The following is a 20,254-nucleotide window of genomic DNA, read 5'->3' as shown; positions in this document are numbered from 1 at the left end:
CTCCGCCGCCAGGACTCGAACCTAGACCTAACAGCTCCAAAGGCTGTCGTGCTGCCATTACACCACGGCGGACCGCGCCGCCCCGAGGACGCCGCGGGGACAAGTCTGCCATGCTCCGACCCCGGATCCGCTGACACCACCGCTCGTCATCCCGCCGAAACACGGCTCTGGGATGCTGACGAGATGAGCATCGTGATCGAACGGGTGGAGACCGCGAGCCCCGCCCTCGCCGAGTTCCTGGTCGCCCATCACGCGGAGATGGAGCACACGGCACCGGCGGAGAGTCGGCACGCCCTGGTGTTCGAGCGTCTGCTCGCCCCTGGTGTGCGGCTGTTCGCCGGTCACCTCGACGGCCGCCCCGTGTCCACCGGAGCGCTGGCGGCGGTCGAGGACGCACACGAGGAGATCAAGTCGATGCGCACCGACCCCGCTCTGCGCGGGCGCGGCCTCGGACGCGCGATGCTCGGCTTCCTCCTGACGGATGCCGAGGCCCGCGGCATCCGTCGGATCTCCCTGGAGACCGGGAGTGCCGACTTCTTCGCCCCGGCACGGGCCCTGTACCACGCAGTCGGCTTCCGTGAATGCGGACCGTTCGGGGGCTACGCCGCCGACCCGTACAGCACCTTCATGACACTCGATCTGCCCGCGGCGTCCGTGATCGCCGACTCGCACACGGGATAATGGGCGGATGAGCGAGGCGGATGAGGTCGACCGGATCGTGGGCGCGTGGAACACCCAGCGCCCCGACCTCGACTTCTCGCCCCTCGAGGTCCTGTCCCGGATGGATCGTCTGTCGCGACACCTCGACCGCGCCCGCCGTGATGTGTTCCGTCGCAGCGATCTGGAGCACTGGGAGTGGGATGTGCTGTCGGCGCTGCGCAGGGCCGGCGCGCCGTTCCAGCTCTCCCCCAAGCAGCTGCTGCAGCAGACACTGGTGTCCAGCGGCACCATGACCAACCGGATCGACCGTCTCGTCGGACGGCGCTTCGTGCGTCGCGAGGCAGACCCCGGTGACGGCCGCAGTGTGCTGGTGACGCTCACCGACGACGGCCGCATCCGTGTGGATGCCGCCATCACGCGTCTGGTCGACGTGGAAGCGGACCTGCTGCAGGCCCTCTCCCGCTCGGATCGGGATCGCCTCGCGGGACTGCTGCGCAAGCTGAGTCTGAGCTTCGACTCGTGACCGGCCGCATCTGATGGGCATGCCCTCTCCCCTCCCTGTGCGCGACGGCGTGGGAGCCACACGTCTGCACGTGCCGCTGACCGGGCCGTGGCCCACCGCCGCGGCCTACATGGTCGAGCGCTTCTTCCACATGGATCCCGAGCGTCTGCTCGCGCGGTTCGACCGCGGCGAGATCGTGCGTGCCGACGGCTCCCCCGTCCCTCGCGACGCCCCGCTGGGCAGCGTCGAATTCGTCTGGTACTACCGCGAACCCGCTGTCGAGACGCGGATCCCCTTCGAGATCGAGGTCCTGCACCAGGACGAGCATCTCGTGGTCGTCGACAAGCCGCATTTCCTGCCGACGACTCCCGGCGGCAAGTTCCTGCAGAACTCGGCGCTGGTGCGCTTGCGCAATCTCCTCGACAATCCCGACCTGGCGCCGATCCACCGCCTGGACCGTGCGACCGCCGGGCTGCTGATGTTCTCGACACGGCCGGCGACCCGCGGTGCCTACCAGTTGATGTTCGAGAACCGGCAGGTGCAGAAGGTCTACGAGGCGGTCTCCGCACTCCCCGAGGGCGGCGAGTTGCCCTCGTTCCCCCTCGTGTATCGCAACCACATCGAGAAGCCGCGGGCCCAGGTGCGGGTGGAGGTCGACGACACCAGGGAGCCGAACGCCGAGACGCTGATCGCGCTGATCAGCAGCGACGATCGCGTGGTGCACACCCTGCTCAGACCGCACAGCGGGAAGATGCACCAGCTGCGCGTGCACCTCGCCGCCCTCGGCATCGGCATCCTCAACGACAGGTTCTACCCCGAGCTGCTCGAGGACCTGCCCGACGATTTCGACCGCCCCCTGCAACTGCTCGCGCGGGAGCTGCGGTTCGTCGATCCGCTGAGCCGCGAGGAGCGGGTGTTTACGACGCGGCGCACGCTGCAGCACGCGCCCGCCGGCGAGGATCCCGTCAGCGAAGATCCCGTCAGCGGCGCATGACCTTGCGCGCCAGGCGCGTTCCGAGCATCTGCACGAGGTGCACGAACACCACGATCAGGACGATCGCCGTCCACATCACGACCGGCTCGAACTGCCGGAATCCGTAGATCTGCGCGAACGCGCCGAGACCGCCTCCGCCGATCAGACCGGCCATCGCCGTCATATCGATGAGCGCGACCACGATGAACGTGTAGCCGAGGATCAGCGGTCCCAGCGACTCGGGGATGGCCACGGTGAAGAGGATGCGCCAGGGGCCGGCGCCCATCGCGCGCGCGGCTTCGATCACGCCGGGTGGGACCGAGACGAGGTGCTGCTCGACGATGCGACCGATCGCGAACGCGGCGGCGAGAGCGATCATGAACGCTCCGGCGGTGGTTCCGATCCCGGTGCCGACCACCAGACGGGCGAACGGCTGCGCGACGGCCACGAAGAGGACGAAGGGGATCGGGCGGAAGAAGTTCACCCCGAGGTTGGCGATCAACGCGACCGGCTTGTTCTGCGCGAGCCCGCCGGGACGGGTGACGTAGAGGATGACGCCGATCGCCAGGCCGAGGATGCCGCCGAGGACGAGCGCGAACGTCGTCATGTAGAGCGTCTCGAGTGCGGCCTTCCACAGCTCGGGCCACAGTTCGTTCAGGCGGTCCATCAGCGCGCCTCCTCTCCGGCGATCTCGGTCACTTCGACACGTTCGGCGATGTTCGCGAGAGCGCGATCGATCACGGCGTCCTCGCCGCGGATGGCGAGGGTGAGGTGCCCGAAGGCCCGTCCGCGGATGTCGTTGATCCCTCCGTACACGAGCTCGAAGTCGAGCCCGGCACCGGCGAGATCGAGGAATACCTGCGCCTGTGAGGAGTCACCGTCGCGGAAGGAGAACGTGACGAGGCGGCCCTGATGCCGCTCGCGCAGGACGGAACGCTCGGACGGCGAGGGCACGCCCTTCACCACCGTTCCGACGAAGCGCTGCGACGCCGGGTTCTGCGGTGACGAGAAGACGTCGAACACATCACCCTGCTCGATCACACGGCCGTTCTCCATCACGGCCACCTTGGTGGCGATCGTCTGGATCACATCCATCTCGTGCGTGATGACGACGATCGTGACACCCTGCTCCTTGTTGACCCGCTGGAGCAGATCGAGCACCTCGTGAGTGGTCTGGGGGTCGAGGGCGCTGGTGGCCTCGTCCGCGAGCAGGATCGCGGGCCCGGTGGCGAGTGCGCGGGCGATGCCGACGCGCTGCTTCTGCCCGCCGGAGAGCTGCTCGGGATACGCCTTCGCCTTGTCGGCGAGGCCGACGAAGCTGAGCAGCTCGGCCACCCGCGTCTCGATATCCGCCTTGGACCAGCCTGCGAGCTTGAGCGGGTAGGCGATGTTGGCCTTGACGGTGCGGGAGGAGAACAGGTTGAACTGCTGGAAGATCATGCCGATCCCCCCGCGGACCGCGCGCAGCTCGCTCTCCTTGAGCGCGGTGATGTCGACGCCGTCGACCGTGATGGTGCCGCTCGTGGCGGGCTCCAACGCGTTGATGAGGCGGACGAGGGTCGACTTGCCCGCGCCGGAGTATCCGATGATGCCGAAGACGTCGCCCTTCTCGATCGAGAGGGAGACGTCGTCCACGGCCACGACTTCCGCGCCCTCACGAGTGCGGGACGGGTAGGTCTTGGAGACGTTCGTCAGGGTGACGATCGACATGTGCTGCTCCGGTCTGCTTCGGGAACGAAGAATCGGGTGACGCGTTTCGCGCCACCCGATTCTCCCTTATCGGACAGGGTGGGAATCCCCGCGTCCTACTTCTTCGCGTCGGCGTCCTTCTGGACCTTCGCGAGCGACGCGACCAGATCCTCCACCGGCGTCTGCAGGGCCACCGCGGTGCCGCCGGACGACTCGAGCAGACCCTTCTGGACGGCCTCGTTCGTCTGGAAGATCTCGACGAGCTTGAGGTAGGTCTCGTTGTCGGCGTCTTCGGCACGGGCGGCGAAGATGTTCACGTACGGCAGGGCACTGGCATCTTCGGGGTCGTCCTGCGCGATCGCGTCCTCGAAGGTGAGACCGGCATCCTGCACGAAGTCGTTGTTGATGATCGCCGCGGCGACATCGGGCAGCGAGGTCGGGATGAGCGCGGCCTCGAGAGCGGTGACCTTGACCTTGGACTTGTCGGTGTCGACATCGGCGAGGTCGGAGTACGGCGTGCCGCCGCTCTTCAGCTCGACGAGGCCGGCCTGCTGCAGCACGTTCAGCGCACGCGCCTGGTTGGAGGCGTCGTCGGGCACGGCCACCGTCTCGCCCTCGGGGATGCTGTCGACGTCGTCGTACTTCTTCGAGTACAGACCGAGCGGGTAGATCGCGGTCGAGCCGATCGGGGTGAGGTCGGAGCCCGAGGCGTTGTTGTACTCGGCGAGGTAGACGATGTGCTGGAACTGGTTGAGGTCGATCTCTCCCTCGGTGAGGGCGGGGTTGGGCTGCTCGTAGGAGCCGAAGTCGACCAGTTCGACCGTGATCCCCTCTTCGGCTGCGGCATCGACGAACGCCGGCCACTGCTCGTCGCCCTTGCCGACGACGCCGATCTTGACGACCTCGTCCTCGGACGATCCGTCACTGCCGGAGCCGGCGTCGGCTGATCCCGTGGCGCAGCCTGCGAGTGCGACGAAGAGCGGGACCACGGCGAGCGCGGCGAGGATGGAGGTGGTGCGGCGTGACATGTGAAGGAGTTCCTCTCTTGGGGGGACTCGAATACGTTAGGCAGCGCGCACCGCGCACGCGGAATCGTGTGTCACACGGCGTCACAGCAGACACGGAACCCGACGTTCAGTCGTACTCCTCGATCCCCTGCAGGCGCACCTGCTCGAGGTCGAGGCGGGCTGAGATGCGGCGCACGACGATGTCATCGACGGTGCCGGAGCCGCGCAGCCCCAGCAGGACCTCGCGCTTGCGGTCGATGAGGGCGAGTTTGAGTCGCGTGTGCTCGTCGTGGCGGATCAGCGGCGAGCGCTGGGCGAGGTCGACGTCCGCCGAAGTGGCGATGATCTGCAGCACCGCGCCGTCGGTGGCGTCGGCCGCCGCGATCTGCGCGGTGCCGCCGCCGGAGTCCTGATCCGCTCCGGGGGCGACGGGGCGGGTCGGTCCCGCGGTTCCGGCGCCGAGCGGGTCGGGTTCGCCGAGCATCTCGTCGAGCGCATCGGCCTCCGCATCGACCAGAGCCTGCTCGCGGGCCAGGGCGCGGGCGTTCTCGACCTCGAGCATCCGATACCCCTCGGACCGCACGTGGTCGAGCACCTCCTGCCCGACGCCGTGCTCGGAGGCGAGGTCGTCGAGCGCGGCGAGCGCCGCCCCGGAGATCGCCCGCTCCGCGAGCTCGTACTCCTCGTCCTCGACATGATCGACGGGGAACCGCGCCCACCGCACGATGGCGGGCAGGAGCGGACCCTGCACGAGCAGACTCAGGAGGATGACACCGGCGGTGACGAACACGATCTCATCGCGCCCGTTGACGGCCCCGCCCTCGGTGACGGCAGCGGGGACCGACAGCGCGATCGCGAGTGACACGGCACCGCGCATGCCGGCGACCGTGGAGACGACTCTGGCCCGTGCCCGAGCGCCGGGAGCCGGACGAGGGCCGGCCGGCCGCTGGACGAGCACGTTGAGCAGTTGGAACAGATAGCGCACGACCAGCAGCGTCACCCACACGGCGAGGGTGAGGAGCACGAGGCGCCCGATCGCCGCCGCCGAGATCTCGTGCACGACGTACTGCACCTCGAGGCCGATCAGCACGAACAGGGCGCCGTTGAGCAGGAAGACGCCGAACGGCCAGGCCGCATCCGCCTGCCGTCGCGACGAGGCGGTCGTGACACGAGGCGCCACGTAGGCGACGATGAGTCCGGCCACGACGACCGCGAGCACGCCGGAGGCATGCACCATCTCCGCGACGAGGAACGCCGTGAACGGGATCAGCAGCAGAGCGACGTTGATCACGATCGTCGACGATGTGCGCCGCAGCAACAGATAGCCGAGGCCGGCGACCACGACGCCCCCGGCGATGCCGCCGACATACGACAGCAGCACGTCGAGCGTGACCGACAACGGGGTGATCTGACCGCCGAGGGCGAGCGACACCGCGATCGCGTAGAGCACCAGGGCCGTGCCGTCGTTGGTCAGGCTCTCGGCCTTGAGCTTCATGAACATGCGGCGCGGCAGCAGGCGCCCGAGGGCGGCGACGGCCGTGGCATCGGGGGGAGCCACCGCAGCCCCGAGGATGAGGGCGATCTCCCACGGCATCCCGAACAGCACCCCGATGCCGGCGACCGCGAACGCCGAGGCGACCACGAGCACGGTGCTCATCGGGAGGATGTAGCGGAAGTCCCGCCGGATCGACCGGAGTGACGTGGTGAGGCTCTCCCAGAAGAGCATCACCGGCAGGAACAGCAGCAGCACCGTCTCGGGTGGCAGCTGCACCTCGCGCAGCTGCGGCACGAAGCCCAGCAGCAGCCCGAAGATGACCAGGACGAGGGGCAGCGCGAGACGCACGCGCGGGGCGATAAGGGTTCCGACGAGAATCGTGAGTCCGAGCAGGACTGTTACTTCGAGGCCTTCCATCCCTACCTCCCAACAGCGTTGGGAGAAGGATATTCCTCCGTCAGCCGATCTCCTCGGTGAGTTCGAACCAGCGCAGCTCCAGCTCCTCGATCTCGGCCTGCTGCTCGCTGATCTTCTTCATCCGGTCGCCGAGACCCTCGTAGTCGGACTGGTCGTGGTCGGCCAGCGCGGTCTTGGCGGCGTTCACCTGCTGCGTGAGCTTCTGGATGCGACGCTCGAGGGCGGACACCTCCTTCTGCGCCGTGCGCAGGGCCGCACCGTCGAGCCCCTTGGCGGTCGCCGTCGCCGTCGCCGTCGCGGCGGCCGTCGCGGTCTGCTTCGACCCCGTGGAGGCCTGAAGGTGGCGCAGCCGCAGGTACTCGTCGACCCCGCCGGGCAAGTGGCGCAGGTGACCGTCGAGGATCGCGTACTGCTGGTCGGTGACGCGCTCCAGGAAGTACCGGTCGTGGCTGACGACGAGGAGCGTGCCGGACCAGGAGTCGAGAAGATCCTCGATCGCGGCGAGCATGTCGGTGTCGAGGTCGTTGGTCGGCTCGTCGAGGATCAGCACGTTCGGCTGGTCGAGCAGCACGAGCAGCAGCTGCAGACGGCGCTGCTGGCCACCCGAGAGGTCCTTGACCGGAGTGGAGAGCTGGGCGGAGTCGAACCCGAGCCGTTCGAGCAGCTGCCCCGGGGTGAGATCCTGCGCCTTGGAGCCGGCCCCCATCGTGTACGAGGTGCGAAGGCCCGAGATGATCACGCGCACCGGGTCGTTCCAGTGCTGGGTGAGCTCGTCGAGCCGCTGCGTGAGGGTCTGCACCTTCACGGTCGTGCCGCGCTTGACGCGGCCGACGGTCGGCTCCACGGTGCCGGAGATGAGTCCGAGCAGCGTGGACTTTCCGGCGCCGTTCACGCCGAGGATGCCGGTGCGCTCGCCCGGCGCGATGCGCCACTCGATGTCGCGCAGCACGACCTTCTCGCCGCCGTCCGCCGTCGGGTAGGTCACACCGACGTCGAGGAGATCGACCACGTCCTTGCCGAGCCGCGAGACGGCCAGCGACTGCAGCGAGACCTTGTCGCGGATCTCGGGCACGTCGGCGATGAGCTCGTTGGCCGCGTCGATGCGGAACTTGGGCTTCGCCGTGCGGGCGGGAGCGCCGCGGCGGAGCCATGCGAGCTCCTTCTTGGCGAGGTTCTGACGTTTCGCCTCGGTCGCGGCCGCCATGCGATCGCGCTCGACGCGCTGCAGGATGTACGCCGCGTAGCCGCCCTCGAAGGGCTCGACGATGCGATCGTGCACCTCCCAGGTCTCGGTGCTGATCTCGTCGAGGAACCACCTGTCGTGGGTCACGACCATGAGGGCCCCCGAGTTCGGCGACCAGCGCTTCTTGAGGTGCCCGGCGAGCCAGGTGATCGCCTCGACGTCGAGGTGGTTGGTGGGCTCGTCGAGCGCGATGACGTCCCAGTCGCCGGTGAGGAGCTTCGCGAGCGAGACACGGCGCCGCTGACCACCGCTGAGGGATCCGATCTCGGCATCCCACGGCAGGTCGGTGAGCAGTCCTTCGATGACGTCGCGCACGCGCGCGTCGCCCGCCCACTCGTACTCCGGGGTGTCACCGACCACCGCGGCGCTGATCGTGAGATCGTCCGGCAGGTTGTCGGCCTGATCGAGCACGCCGATCCGCGTGCCTCCGCGCACGGTGACGCGGCCGGAGTTCGGCTCCTTGATGCCGGCCAGCATGCCGAGGAGGCTCGACTTGCCGTCGCCGTTGCGGCCGACGATGCCGATGCGGTCGCCCTCCTCGATGCCGAGGGTCACGGAGTCGAAGACGACCCTGGTCGGATATTCGAGGTGGAGCGCCTCAGCGCCGAGAAGATGTGCCATGTTCCTTCCAGGGTAGCCGCGTGCGGGGATCCGGCCGGCCGTCGCCCGGCAGGGTGGCCTCCGACCGACGTCGCCCGATCTAGGATCGACGGGTGCCAAGGAATCGCCGGGTGTTCTCGCTCATGCTCGACAATCGCAAGGCGAAGCTGATGGAGTCGAAGCGGCGACCCGGTCGCTTCGAGCTCAGCGTCGATGGGATTCCGCAGTCCGTCGTCTCGATGACCGAGCCCACCTCACTCGAATACGCCTACATCCAGCACATCGCCAGAGCGATCGATGCCGCGGCCGAACCCGGTGCACCGCTGTTCACCGTGCATCTGGGGGCCGGAGCACTCACGCTCGCGCGCTACGTCGAGGCCACGCGTGCCGGATCGCCTCAGCTCGCGGTCGAGTTCGAGCCCGCTCTCTATGCTGCGGTGATCGCCGCGCTGCCCCTGCCCCCCGGCGCTGATCTGCGAGTCATCTTCGGCGATGCGCGAGCGGTCGCCGACGCGGATCTTCCGGACGGGAAGCGATCGTCGGCGCCGTCATCCCCATCCCCGGCGCTCGACGCGGCGGCATCGGGCAGCACCGCGGTCGACACCGATTGGGTGGATGCGCGCTTCACCGTCGTCGATCTGTGGGATGCCGCGGTCATCCGGCATCGCGTGGCCAGCCAGGAGTTCTACCGCCGCGTCGCCGCGCGCTCCGCGTCAGATGGAATCGTGGCGGTGAACCTGCTCGACGGGCACCCGTTCGAGTACTCACGACGACAGGCCGCCACGCTGAGCTCCGTGTTCGACCACATCGCGGTCGTTCTCGACGCAGAACCGGAAGATGACGAAGGGCCACTCGGCAACGTCGTCATCTTCGCCAGCGATGAGCCGCTGGACGTCGTGACGAACCCCGACCTTCTCGGCTCACCGCGACCGCACATGCTCCACGACGATTCCCTGACGTCGTGGATCGCCGAAGCGCGCATCATGACCGACGCCGACGGCACGGACTCCCCCGACCCCGACGACCCGATCTGGGACTAGGGCGAGCACGATTCCCTCAGCTCGCCTCCGCTGACGCACCGTCTGTGACGGCGGGGGCTGTGACCGATCCGGCCGTGCGCAGGAAGACGATGATCCAGCTGAAGATCAGCACGGCCGCGATCAACTCGACCGCGGTGAGGTTGTAGTAGCCGACCGCGAAGAAGGCGGCGAGCAGGACGATCACCAGCACATAGATCCATCCGAAGGCCACGAACACACGAGGGATGGTCGGCAGGAACCACGGCAGTCCGACCACGACGATCCCGAACACGACGGCCATGCCCGTCGCGACGGTGTTGTGCAGGAGGAAGAACTCGTCCACGGGGAAGATGCCGACGCACGCGAGGAAGATCCCCATCAGGATCAGACCGCCGCGCACCATGAAACGCCCACGACGGTCGTCGGCGCTCTCGGCCGGGAGCCCCGCGGTCGCGTACCGGGAGATCGTCGTGATCATGACCCCGGCGATGACGAGTGTCACGTTGAACGCGACCGATGCGCTGTTCGTGCTCATCCCCAGCGCCGAGAGGTTGTCGCGCCACCAGTGCACGTCGCTGGATGCGAGCATGCTCGCGAATGCGCCGACCACGAGGAACACCGCGAGCACCAGCGACAACACCATCGGGGTGAGGGCGACGGCGCTGAGGAACGAGACATATCCGGTCAATGCGAAGGCGACCGCCACCAGGATCGCGCCGGGGAACGGGAACACCGGAGCGTCGGTGAAACTCCGCTCGAGGAGCTCCGCGATGCCGAGCCAGCCCAGATACGCGATCGCCGCGTGGGCGAAGGCGATGGCGGTGAGGTCGTACCACCGCAGCCGATCCCCCGGCACGCTGAATCCGTCGCGTGCCTGCTGCGGGTTCGGCTGCGCCGGACGCACGGCGACGCGTCCGAGGGCGAAGGCGATCACCGCGGTGATCGCACCGCCGTATGCGGCGAAGACGCCGATCGACCCGCTGCCGCTGATCGCCAGCTCGTGACCCCAGAAGACAGGGAGTCCGATCACGAAGCCCGCCACGAAGAAGCCGGCGCCGACGATCAGCGCGGTCGCCTCGAAGACGGCCTCCGCTGTCTCCGGACCGCGCACCTGACGCAGCACCTGCATGACCCTGCTCGCGAGAGCGTTCATCGTCGTCCTTCCCGACCACATCATAGGAGCCGAGCACTTCGGCCGCAGCCGGTGGTAGCATCACGGAACGGATCGTATACAACGTCGTCGTTCCACCACCCGAGGTGATCAGTCATGAACGGTGCACCCGCTGCTCCTGCCGAATCGGTATCGACTCTCGTCGCGCGCAACATCAGTGATTTCCGCGCCGCGGTCTCCGAGTCGTTCGTCCCGCTGCAGGTCTCCACGGCAGGGCCGGACCACTTCCGCGGCGTCATCCGCGGCGCGTCGGTCGATGAGGTCCATGTGACAGAGGTGCGCGCCACCTCGCACGTCGTGGAGCGCACGCCCGAGCTGATCGCCCGCAGCGACCGCTCGTACTTCAAGCTGAGCCTGATGCTCGCCGGCACAGGCCTGCTCATCCAGGACGACCGGGAAGCCGTGCTCCAGGCGGGTGATCTCGCCGTGTACGACACCGATCGTCCCTACTCGCTCGTCTTCGACGAGGGATTCCGCACGATGGTCGTGATGTTCCCGAAGCACCTCATCAGCCTGCCCCCCGACGTCGTCGGCCAGCTCACCGCCGTGCGCATCTCCGGCCAGGAGGGCCTGGGCGGCATGGTGGTGCCGTACCTGACGCAGCTCGCCGGCAACCTCGACCAGCTCGCCGGCACCACGGGAGCCCGCCTCGCCCACAGCGCCCTCGACCTCGTCTCCACGGTCTTCACGCGCGAGCTCGGCCTCGACGGCGTCTCGGCAGACCCGCACCGCGCCCTCGTGCAGCGCATCCGCTCCTACATCGACCGCAATCTGGCGTCGACCGACCTCGGTCCCGCCACGATCGCCTCGGCCCACTTCATCTCCACCCGCCACCTGCACGGACTGTTCCAGGAGCAGGGCGTCACGGTGTCGACGTGGATCCGCACGCGTCGCCTCGATCAGTGCCGGCGCGACCTGCTCGACCCCATGCTCGCCGACCGGCCCGTCGCCGCGATCGCCGCCCGCTGGGGCTTCGTCGACGCCGCGCACTTCAGCCGCGCATTCAAGTCGGCGTTCGGGATCTCCCCCAGCGAGTACCGCGCGGCGCACTGAGCCGCCGGTCGCCGAGAGCCACCGCTTGCCCGGTACGGCACGCCGGTTGACTCTCGGCGCGCGATGGGCGCCGCGATCTTGAGCGCCGGGCGGCGCCGGACGGAGCATGAGGCAAGCGCATCGCGACGACGCGGTGCCCGGGGCGAAGAAGCCCTGCCGCGTGCGACGTCTGGACCCGCATGACCGACATCACGACCGACCCGGCACTCGACGAATGGCGCACCTACGACGAGTTCGCCGCCGGAATCGACACCTTCCGCCTGCCGAGCATCCTGCTGGCCGGAACGTCGCTGACCCTCACGCTCGACGACGGCGGCACCCTCGCGCTCCGCTTCGACGAGGACGCCGTGACGTGGGAGGGCCTCGGCACCTCCGGCCGGGACCCCTACGACGCCGTCCGCGTGCGCGACGACGTGGTGTTCGTCAACATCCCGTTCGAGAGCCGTGAACGCGAGGCACTCACCCTCGTGATCTCCTCCACCACGAATCGCGCGACCGTCATCCGCTCCCGCATCGCGGCAGAGGCCGTCGAGGGCACACCGCAGGTCGGCCAGGACTTCTGGGCGGCGACGACGGATGCGGGGCCGGTCACCGGCGAGGTCCCCGGCCCCAGCCGCGACCTGATCGGCAAGCGCAACATCTACCGCTACAGCCCGCACCACCTGTACGAGCACGTGTACGTGTCGAGCCAGCGCTACGCGTGGCAGTGCCTGGAGGGCGTGCAGCGCGGTCACGGCGACATGGACCTGTCGACGGTGTGGAAGTTCGCCGACGGGCTGTATCTGTTCTGCTTCCGCGAGTTCCGCATCGCGGTAGCGAGCGTCTGGCTGCACGACCTCGGCTACCAGCTGATGACGACAGGGATCTTCCTCGGACTCAACGGCGACGGCGATTCCGAGCACTCGCGGGCCGGCGGCCACATCTATCCGCTCGGGTCTGTCTCCTACCCCGACGCACAGCCCGTCTGACCGACGACGAGAAGAGGACACACCATGGGCAACGCCGACATCATCCGCGAGCACTACGCGGCGAGCGACCGCGGCGACCTCGACGGGATGCTCGCGCCGTTCGCGCCCGACGTGCGGTGGACCGAGGCCGCGGGCTTCCCCTACGCGGGGACGTACATCGGTCCCGATGCCGTCGCCGCGAACGTCTTCCGACGGATCCAGGAGGACTGGGACGACTACACCGTGGCGATCGACGAGGTCATCGACGCGGGAGACGTGGTCGTGGGAATCGGCACCTACTCCGGCACCTTCCGGCGCACCGGGCGCTTCTTCGCCGCGCGGGTCGCCCATGTCTGGCGCCTGACCGACGGCGAGGTCGTCGCATTCGAGCAGTTCACCGACACCGAGCTGGTGGCTCGCGCCCTGCGCGACTGAGTCCCACACCTCCAGCAGCACCGCACACACAGCACCACCCGAACACACAGCACCACCCGAACACGAGAGGCAGGAATCACATGAACAAGCGAGCATCCGGCACCGCGGCACTCATCGCCGTGGCAGCCCTCGCCCTCGCCGGCTGCGCCGGTGGAGACGGCGGATCCGGCGGAGGCGAAGGCGCCCCGATCGTGGTCGGGTCCATCAACACGATCAGTGGACCGGCGACGTTCCCCGAGGCCTCGCAGGCCGCGGCTGCCGTCTTCGACGCCTTCAACGACGCCGGCGGACTGGACGGGCGCAAGATCGACTACAAGACCCTCGACGACAAGGGTGACCCGGCGACGGCCACGGCGTCGGCCCGGGAGCTGGTGGGCAGCGACGGCGCCGTGGCCCTGGTCGGCTCCGCGAGTCTGATCGAGTGCGAGATCAACGCCAAGTACTACGAGCAGGAGAGCATCCTGTCGATGCCCGGAATCGGCGTGGACACGGGGTGCTTCGACAGCGAGAACATCTCGCCCGCCAATGTCGGCCCCTTCAACGACATGACCCTCACACTGCAGTACGGGTCGGAGGTGCTCGGGCTCGACGACATCTGCATCCTGCTCGAGATCGCCGGCTCCACCCGTCCGACCTACCAGGCCGCGATCGACAAGTGGTCCGAGATCACCGGCAAGGAGCCGAAGTACGTCGACGACACGGTCCCGTACGGTGCATCCGACTACACCCCCTACATCGTCAAGGCGCGCGAGCAGGGCTGCAAGGCCCTCGCGATCAACCCGGTCGAGCCCGACGCGATCGGACAGGTCAAGGCCGCCAACGCACAGGGCTGGGACGACGTGACCTGGCTGTACCTGACGAGCGTCTACAGCGAGAACTTCGCCGAGGCGATCGACGACGCGGGCGCCGGCATCTACGTGCCCGCCGAGTTCTACCCGTTCACCGACGACAGCGAGATCAACGCCGACTGGCGCACGCTGATGGAGGACAACGACATCCCGCTCACCTCGTTCAGCCAGGGCGGCTACCTCGCCGCGACCTACTTCATCGAGGTACTGAAGGGCATCGACGGCGACATCACCCGCGAGAGCGTGTCGGCGGCGCTGAAGAGCATGGACCCCATCGAGAACCCGATGGTCGGCACGCCCTACGCGTTCGGCACGCAGAACACCGCGGGCTGGCCGATCATCCTCAAGTCCGGCACCCACGCCTGGGAGCAGGTCGCCGACGACTGGCTCCGCATCGGCGAGTAGTAGCCCCACAGACCGCCTGCCGCCGGGCGCATTACCGGCGGCAGGCCCTTCCCCCTCCCCCCCTCCCCCCTCGGAACAGAAAGGACGCCCCATGCTGCAAGGCGCCATCGCCGGACTCGCCGCCGGCGGCCTCTACGCGGTTCTCGGCGTGTGCCTGACGCTCATGTCGCGTCTGGTGCGGGTCGTGAACTTCGCCCAGGCTGCGACCGGCATGTTCGGCGGCTTCACGGCCGTCTGGTTGGTGCGCGAGCTCGGACTGCCCATCTGGGCCGGCTCCGTGCTCGGTGTGCTCGTGGCAGGCCTCCTCGCCGCGGCGATCGGCTTCATCGCGGCGACATGGTTGTCCGAGGCATCGACGACCACCCGCTCGGCGATGACGGTCGGACCGCTCCTGCTGCTGATCTCGATGTCGTTCATCCTGTTCGGCAACAAGCCGCAGCCGTTCGCTCCGATCATCGCCGGTCCCGCGTTCTCGATCGGCGGCGTCGTGGTCAGCCAGGTCACCGTCGCGACCGTCGCTATGGCGATCGTGACCGCGGTCGCCGTCCGGATCGTCCTGCGGCGCACCAGGGTGGGAACGCAGCTGCGCGCCCTCTCCGAGCGTCCGACGACGGCGGAACTGCTCGGCATCCGCTCCCGACCGCTCTCGATCGCGGTGTGGTTCGTCACGGGCGTGATCAGCGCGATCGCGATCATCATCGTGGCGCCGTCGCAGTCCAACGACGCCACCAGCCTGTCGATGCTCATCGTTCCCGCCGCGGCAGCCGCGCTGCTCGGCGGCTTCCGCCGTCTCGACCTGGCTGTCGTCGGCGGACTCGTCCTGGGGGTGCTGGGCGGACTCGTCGCCCAGATCGACGAGGTGGCGCTGGTGCGCAACTTCCTCCCGTTCCTGTTCATCGTCGTCCTCCTGTTGTGGACGCAGCGCAAGGAGGTGTGGGATGCCGCTCGCTGACCGCTCGTGGTTCCGCGTCACATGGCCGTTCGCCGTCGCCCTCGCCGGCATCGGGGTCGGCGCGATCCTCAGCTCGGCCCTGCCGGGTTACTTCGTCTTCCTCGCGATCAGCGCGGTCACCGCCGCGATCGCGATCCTCGGGCTGGGCATCGTGACCGGCTCCGCGGGAATGATCGCGCTGTGCCAGCTCACCTTCGCAGCCGTCGGCGCGTGGATCGTGTCGCTGCTGAACGTGATGCAGGCGCCCGGCGGGTTCATCGTGTGGCTTGTGCTGGGCGGCATCGCCGCCGGCCTCGTCGGCATCCTCGTCGGACTTCCCGCTCTGCGCCTGCGCGGTGTGAACCTCGCAGTCGTGACCCTCGGATTCGCCGCGGCCGCCGATGTCACCCTGGTGCAGATCCAGTTCCCCGGCTCCTCCGAGGGCACGGCCATCGAGCGGCCCGCGATGTTCTCGAACGACCGGCAGTTCTTCTTCCTCTCCATCGTGGTGCTGGCGGTCTGCGCACTCGGGGTGTTCTTCCTGCAGCGGGGGCGCTGGGGCTCGAGCTGGAAGGCCGTCGCGTTCTCCGAGCGCGGAACGGCCGCTGCGGGGCAGAGCGTGCAGACGGCCAAGCTGACCGCCTTCGCGGTGTCGGCGGCCCTCGGCGGCATCTCCGGCGGGCTGCTCGCCGGACAGGTGCAGCTGCCGTTCGCATCGAGCTTCACGCCTCTGCAGTCCCTCGCCCTCTACGTGCTGGCCATCATGTCGGGAGCCCACCTGATCGACATGGCGATCTTCGGCGGTCTGCTGTGGGTGCTGGTGCCCGAACTCCTCAAGCGCTGGGGCATCCCGCAGGACTGGGGCTTCGTCGTCTTCGGAGTGCTCGGCGTGCAGGCTCTCACCAGCGGCACCAACCTGGGTCAGGGCATCCGCAACCTGCTCTACCGCCGTGCGGACCGGCGAACAGCGAACGCGCAGCTCACCGCCCTGCCGCCGGATGCCGGCGCAGACGAGGCCGCCATCACCACGACCACCACGGCGACGGTCGACGAGGCTGCGCTGAGCGGCGCGCCCGTGCTCACCGTGGAAGGGCTCACGGTGCAGTTCGGCGCTCTGAAGGCACTGGACGACGTCTCGTTCCACGTGCCGGCCGCATCGATCATGGGCTTGATCGGACCCAACGGAGCCGGCAAGTCGACCTTCGTCGATGCGATCAGCGGGTTCCTGCCCAAGCACGGTGGACGCGTACTGCTGGGCGACCGCGATCTGGCGGGGCTCTCCCCCACCCGGCGCGCGCGACGGGGTCTGCGGCGCACCTTCCAACAGGACCGGGTTCCGCCCGCTCTCACGGTCGGCGCCTACGTGCGCTTCGTGGCCCGGCGCCGCCTGGCGACCTCCGACATCGACGAGGTGCTCGCGTTCTTCGGATGCCCGTCCTCTCGCGCGCGCCTCTCCAGCGTCGATGTGGGTACGCGCCGACTGGTGGAGGTCGCCGCGAACGTGGCCGCCCGTCCGCGTCTGCTGATCCTCGACGAACCGGCCGCCGGCCTCTCGCACGAGGAGCACCTGGCGCTCGCGGCGCGGCTGCGCGACCTGCCGGCACGCTACGGCGTCGCCCTGATCATCATCGAGCACGACCTCGATCTCGTCCGTTCCGTATGCCCCACCCTGACCGTGCTCGACTTCGGTCGGGTGCTGGCCAGCGGACCGCAGGCCGAGGTCCTCGCGAACCCCGACGTCGTGAAGGCGTACATGGGAGAGACGGAGCTTCTGACATGAGCGAACTCGTACTGGACGCCGTGACGGTGAGCCGCGGCGCCGGGCCCGTGATCTCCGACGTCTCGTTGCGGGTCGCCGGCGGAGAGGTGCTGGCGCTGGTCGGTCCCAACGGCGCGGGCAAGACGAGTCTGATCGAGTCGGTGTCGGGGGTGACGCCCCACTCCGCCGGCACGATCACCCTGGATGGAGAGCCGATCGACAAGCTCTCCCGCGTGGCGCGGGCGCGCCGCGGCATCGTGCACATCGAGCAGGGGCGAGCGGTGTTCCCCTCGCTGACGGTGCGCGAGAACATCTCGCTCACCGCGCGCACCCCGTCGGAGTTCGACGCGGTGCTGGCGCAGTTCCCCGAGCTCGAGAAGCGCATCGACGCGCCCACCGCCCTGCTGTCGGGCGGGGAGCAGCAGATGGTCGTGCTCGCCCGCGCCTTCGCCGCGAAACCCCGCATCCTGCTCATCGACGAGATGTCGCTCGGGCTCGCCCCCGTGGTGTTCCTGCGGCTGATGCCGATCGTGCAGTCGATCGCCGAGTCCGGTGTCGGCGTGCTGCTGGTCGAGCAGTTCACCCAGCTCGCCCTCGGACTGGCCGAGGAGGCGGTGGTCGTCGCCGGAGGGCGCGTCTCCTTCCAGGGGACGGCGAAGGCGCTGCAGGCCGACCCCGAGCTGCTGCACCGCGCCTACCTCGGCGGCTGAGCGCCGCGTCCTCGCGCTGAGCGGTGGTGGGGTTAGCCTGAAGGGGTGACCGAGATCATCCACGCCCGCGCCGCCCTCCTCGACATGGACGGCACCCTCGTCGACTCGACGTCGGTCGTCGAACGACTCTGGCTGGCGTGGGCGGAGCCGCACGGGATCGCACCGGAGACGGTGCTGAGCGTGGTGCACGGCCGCCAGGGGCACCAGAGCATGGCGATCATGCTGCCCGAACGCGACCACGCGATCAACCTGCGCGAGAACGACGTCATGCTCGCGAACGAGGCGGAAGACGTGGACGGCGTCATCATGATCCCCGGAGCGGACGCCCTGCTGCGCACCCTCGAGCCGTTCCCGCATGCCATCGTCACCTCGGCGAACGTCGCCCTCATGACGGCACGGATGCGCCAGGCCGGACTCACCGTCCCCACCCTCGCGGTCACCGCGGAGAACGTCTCCGCATCCAAGCCCGACCCGGAAGGCTTCCTCCGGGGCGCAGAGCTGCTGGGAGTCGCCCCCGCCGACTGCGTCGTGTTCGAGGACTCCGGCGCCGGCATCCGCGCGGGGCTCGCGGCCGGGATGCGCGTGATCGGGGTCGGACCGCACGCCGCAGCGTACGAGCCCACCTTCCTCGTCGATGACCTGACGCAGGTGAAGATCGACGCCGAAGGCGACGGCTTCACGCTCACGATCGGCTGAGACCCCCGCGCCGTCAGGGGCGCCGGCGACTACATCCCCGCGTGATCGAACGCGATCGTGGGCACATCGACCACGTGAGAGCCGCCGTCCGCCACGATGACGGCGCCCGTGATGTAGGACGACTCCCCTGAGCCGAGGAAGCGCACCACCGAGGCGATCTCGGACGGGCGGGCCGGGCGCCGCAGCGGCACGTCGGCCGTCACTGCAGCGTACGCCTCCTCGCGCGATCCGAGACCCGCGTGCGAGGCGAACTCGTCCATCTCGTCATCGGCCATGGGCGTCTGCACCCAGCCGGGACAGATCGCATTGACCCGGACGCCGTGCCGACCGTAGTCGCGCGCGAGAGTGCGGGTCAGACCGATCAGGGCGTGCTTGCCCACCGTGTAGCCGGCCACCGAAGGACCGGCGAAGAGCCCGGCGAGCGAGGAGACGATCACGATCTGCCCCTTCGCCTCGATCAGGGCGGGAAGGGCCTCCCTCGCCATCGTGAACGCGGTGGTGAGGTTCGCGCGGATCGCGGCCTCCCAGCTCGCATCGTCGGTGTCGCCGACCGGTGAGAATCCGTGGCCCCCGGCGTTCGCGACCAGCACGTCGATGCGCCCGAAGCGGGCCAGCACCTCGGCGACCGCCGCCTTCGCCGAGGCGGTGTCCGCCGCATCCGCGATGACGGGCACTGCGCCGACCGCCCGCTCGACCTCCTGCAGGGGCGCCGCCCTCCTGCCGACGACCACGACGTGCGCTCCCTCCGCCGCGTAGCGCTCGGCGATCGCGGCGCCGATGCCGGTGCCCCCTCCGGTGATGACGACGACGCGCCCCGAGACGCTCGATCCGACCACGAGTCCCATGTCTTCTCCTGTGTTCTCTCCGACGCGCGTGCGCGCGATGGTCTTCGCTGACGCGGTCGCGTCAGGCGGGGAATCCCGACCGGGCCGTGTACCCGAAGTCGCTGATCAGGGTCGTGCCGTTCACGGCTCTGGAATGCGGCGACAGCAGGTAGGCCACGTGCGCGGCCACCTCGTGCGCCGTCTGCACGGGGAACGCCGGTTCGTCGAGGGCGGCCTCGCCCAGATCGCCGCGGCTCATCGGCGTGTCGACGATCGACGGAGCGACCGAGTTCACACGGATCCCGGCGCCTGCGAGATCGACCGACAGCGCGCGTCCGAACTGCACCAGCGCCGCCTTCGACGCGCAGTACGGCGCCATCCCGGGAGAGGCGACGGAGGCCGAATCGCTGGCGAGCAGGACGACGGATGCGTCGACCGCGCGGCGCAGAGCGGGGAGCGCGTGCTTGAGCACCAGGAACGGCCCCGTCACGTTGACCGCGAGCACGGCGTTCCAGGCGGCGAGGTCGGTGTCCTCGATCAGTGAACCGACCGGACCGGACACCCCCGCGCAGCACACGACGTGATCCAGCCCGCCGAGGACCGCGACCGCGGCGGACACGGCTGCGCTCACCTGCTCCTCGTCGGTGACGTCGGCGACGACGCGAACCGTCTCCTGCGCCGGCCCGGTCGATGCCCGCACCACGTCGGCGGTGGCGTCCAGGGCGGCACTGTCCCGGTCGAGCAGCGCCACGCGGGCGCCCTCCTGCGCCAGGAGGCGGGCCGTGGCGCGGCCGATGCCGCTCCCGGCTCCCGTGATCAGGACCGTCCTGGCGTGCAGCTGCAGATCCATCTCGTCCTTCGCAGGCCGTC

Annotated in this window: 20 protein-coding genes and 1 tRNA gene; 12 read left to right on the top strand and 9 right to left on the bottom strand. The window is 69.0% G+C overall.

All coding sequences use genetic code 11. The features are described 5' to 3' along the window. Positions 1-72: transfer RNA gene (locus ASD13_RS14870), tRNA-Gln, on the bottom strand. 111 nt (positions 73-183) lie between these two features. On the opposite strand from ASD13_RS14870, the gene ASD13_RS14865 reads away from it, so the two are divergent. The 3 genes from ASD13_RS14865 to ASD13_RS14855 are packed head-to-tail and all read left to right on the top strand — an operon-like array spanning position 184 to position 2,156. Beyond that, positions 184-681: a GNAT family N-acetyltransferase gene (locus tag ASD13_RS14865; protein ID WP_055870748.1), complete on the top strand. Its 498-nt coding sequence runs from the start codon at positions 184-186 to the stop codon at positions 679-681. 7 nt (positions 682-688) lie between these two features. Further along, positions 689-1,183, top strand: coding sequence for a MarR family winged helix-turn-helix transcriptional regulator (locus ASD13_RS14860; protein ID WP_055870746.1), 495 nt, complete (start codon positions 689-691; stop codon positions 1,181-1,183). A 19-nt stretch (positions 1,184-1,202) separates the two neighbouring features. Beyond that, complete coding sequence (locus tag ASD13_RS14855) at positions 1,203-2,156, top strand: pseudouridine synthase (protein WP_200942487.1); 954 nt, start codon at positions 1,203-1,205, stop codon at positions 2,154-2,156. On the opposite strand, the gene ASD13_RS14850 is transcribed toward ASD13_RS14855, so the two are convergent. The 5 genes from ASD13_RS14850 to ASD13_RS14830 form a co-directional block, all read right to left on the bottom strand. After that, complete coding sequence (locus tag ASD13_RS14850) at positions 2,143-2,802, bottom strand: methionine ABC transporter permease (RefSeq protein WP_055870739.1); 660 nt, start codon at positions 2,800-2,802, stop codon at positions 2,143-2,145. The two genes, ASD13_RS14855 and ASD13_RS14850, sit on opposite strands and share 14 nt — an antisense overlap. Next, complete coding sequence (locus tag ASD13_RS14845; RefSeq protein ID WP_055870735.1) at positions 2,802-3,845, bottom strand: methionine ABC transporter ATP-binding protein; 1,044 nt, start codon at positions 3,843-3,845, stop codon at positions 2,802-2,804. The genes ASD13_RS14850 and ASD13_RS14845 overlap by 1 nt, the downstream gene beginning before the upstream one ends. Before the next feature lie 95 nt (positions 3,846-3,940). After that, a complete protein-coding gene (locus tag ASD13_RS14840) occupies positions 3,941-4,852 on the bottom strand; it encodes a MetQ/NlpA family ABC transporter substrate-binding protein (protein WP_055870732.1) in 912 nt (303 codons plus the stop codon). Between the two features lie 106 nt (positions 4,853-4,958). Further along, a complete protein-coding gene (locus ASD13_RS14835; RefSeq protein ID WP_055870729.1) occupies positions 4,959-6,743 on the bottom strand; it encodes a Na+/H+ antiporter in 1,785 nt (594 codons plus the stop codon). 40 nt (positions 6,744-6,783) lie between these two features. Next, entirely contained in the window at positions 6,784-8,607 is a 1,824-nt protein-coding gene (locus tag ASD13_RS14830; protein WP_055870727.1) for an ABC-F family ATP-binding cassette domain-containing protein, read from the bottom strand. A 92-nt stretch (positions 8,608-8,699) separates the two neighbouring features. Between ASD13_RS14830 and ASD13_RS14825 the strand changes: the two genes are divergently transcribed. Then, the gene (locus tag ASD13_RS14825) at positions 8,700-9,626 is read left to right on the top strand and encodes a spermidine synthase (RefSeq protein WP_151487146.1); all 927 of its coding nucleotides are present in this window, start codon (positions 8,700-8,702) and stop codon (positions 9,624-9,626) included. 16 nt (positions 9,627-9,642) lie between these two features. Here the strand turns inward: ASD13_RS14825 and ASD13_RS14820 are convergent, their stop codons facing one another. Then, positions 9,643-10,758: a DUF998 domain-containing protein gene (locus ASD13_RS14820; protein ID WP_055870721.1), complete on the bottom strand. Its 1,116-nt coding sequence runs from the start codon at positions 10,756-10,758 to the stop codon at positions 9,643-9,645. 114 nt (positions 10,759-10,872) lie between these two features. Here ASD13_RS14820 and ASD13_RS14815 point away from each other — a divergent pair, with 114 nt between their 5' ends. The 8 genes from ASD13_RS14815 (at position 10,873) to ASD13_RS14780 (ending at position 18,560) form a co-directional block, all read left to right on the top strand. After that, positions 10,873-11,829, top strand: coding sequence for a helix-turn-helix domain-containing protein (locus ASD13_RS14815; RefSeq protein ID WP_055870718.1), 957 nt, complete (start codon positions 10,873-10,875; stop codon positions 11,827-11,829). A 179-nt stretch (positions 11,830-12,008) separates the two neighbouring features. Next, positions 12,009-12,797 (top strand): MoaF C-terminal domain-containing protein, encoded by a 789-nt coding sequence (locus ASD13_RS14810; protein WP_055870715.1) that lies wholly within the window; start codon positions 12,009-12,011, stop codon positions 12,795-12,797. 24 nt (positions 12,798-12,821) lie between these two features. After that, positions 12,822-13,211 carry a nuclear transport factor 2 family protein gene (locus tag ASD13_RS14805; protein ID WP_055870712.1) on the top strand — a complete coding sequence of 130 codons (390 nt, stop codon included), beginning with the start codon at positions 12,822-12,824 and terminating at the stop codon, positions 13,209-13,211. Between the two features lie 80 nt (positions 13,212-13,291). Continuing rightward, positions 13,292-14,464: an ABC transporter substrate-binding protein gene (locus ASD13_RS14800; protein WP_055870709.1), complete on the top strand. Its 1,173-nt coding sequence runs from the start codon at positions 13,292-13,294 to the stop codon at positions 14,462-14,464. Positions 14,465-14,555: 91 nt separating this feature from the next. Beyond that, positions 14,556-15,416, top strand: coding sequence for a branched-chain amino acid ABC transporter permease (locus ASD13_RS14795; RefSeq protein WP_017828407.1), 861 nt, complete (start codon positions 14,556-14,558; stop codon positions 15,414-15,416). Further along, a complete protein-coding gene (locus ASD13_RS14790; protein WP_055870706.1) occupies positions 15,403-17,175 on the top strand; it encodes a branched-chain amino acid ABC transporter ATP-binding protein/permease in 1,773 nt (590 codons plus the stop codon). Before ASD13_RS14795 ends, ASD13_RS14790 begins: the two co-directional genes overlap by 14 nt. After that, positions 17,172-17,864 carry an ABC transporter ATP-binding protein gene (locus tag ASD13_RS14785; protein WP_055870703.1) on the top strand — a complete coding sequence of 231 codons (693 nt, stop codon included), beginning with the start codon at positions 17,172-17,174 and terminating at the stop codon, positions 17,862-17,864. Before ASD13_RS14790 ends, ASD13_RS14785 begins: the two co-directional genes overlap by 4 nt. Positions 17,865-17,909: 45 nt before the next feature. Next, positions 17,910-18,560, top strand: a complete 651-nt coding sequence (locus ASD13_RS14780) for an HAD-IA family hydrolase (RefSeq protein ID WP_082531524.1) — start codon at positions 17,910-17,912, stop codon at positions 18,558-18,560. Positions 18,561-18,589: 29 nt separating this feature from the next. Here the strand turns inward: ASD13_RS14780 and ASD13_RS14775 are convergent, their stop codons facing one another. Both ASD13_RS14775 and ASD13_RS14770 read right to left on the bottom strand, forming a co-directional pair. After that, a complete protein-coding gene (locus ASD13_RS14775) occupies positions 18,590-19,405 on the bottom strand; it encodes an SDR family NAD(P)-dependent oxidoreductase (protein ID WP_055870699.1) in 816 nt (271 codons plus the stop codon). 61 nt (positions 19,406-19,466) lie between these two features. Beyond that, on the bottom strand, positions 19,467-20,234 hold the full coding sequence (locus ASD13_RS14770; protein ID WP_055870696.1) for an SDR family NAD(P)-dependent oxidoreductase: 768 nt from the start codon (positions 20,232-20,234) through the stop codon (positions 19,467-19,469). Between the last annotated feature and the right edge of the window lie 20 nt (positions 20,235-20,254).

Source organism: Microbacterium sp. Root1433D1 (assembly GCF_001426835.1).
Lineage (GTDB): Bacteria > Actinomycetota > Actinomycetes > Actinomycetales > Microbacteriaceae > Microbacterium > Microbacterium maritypicum.
Note: the sequence above shows the minus strand (reverse complement) of the source record. Positions and strands in the feature narration are given on the sequence as shown.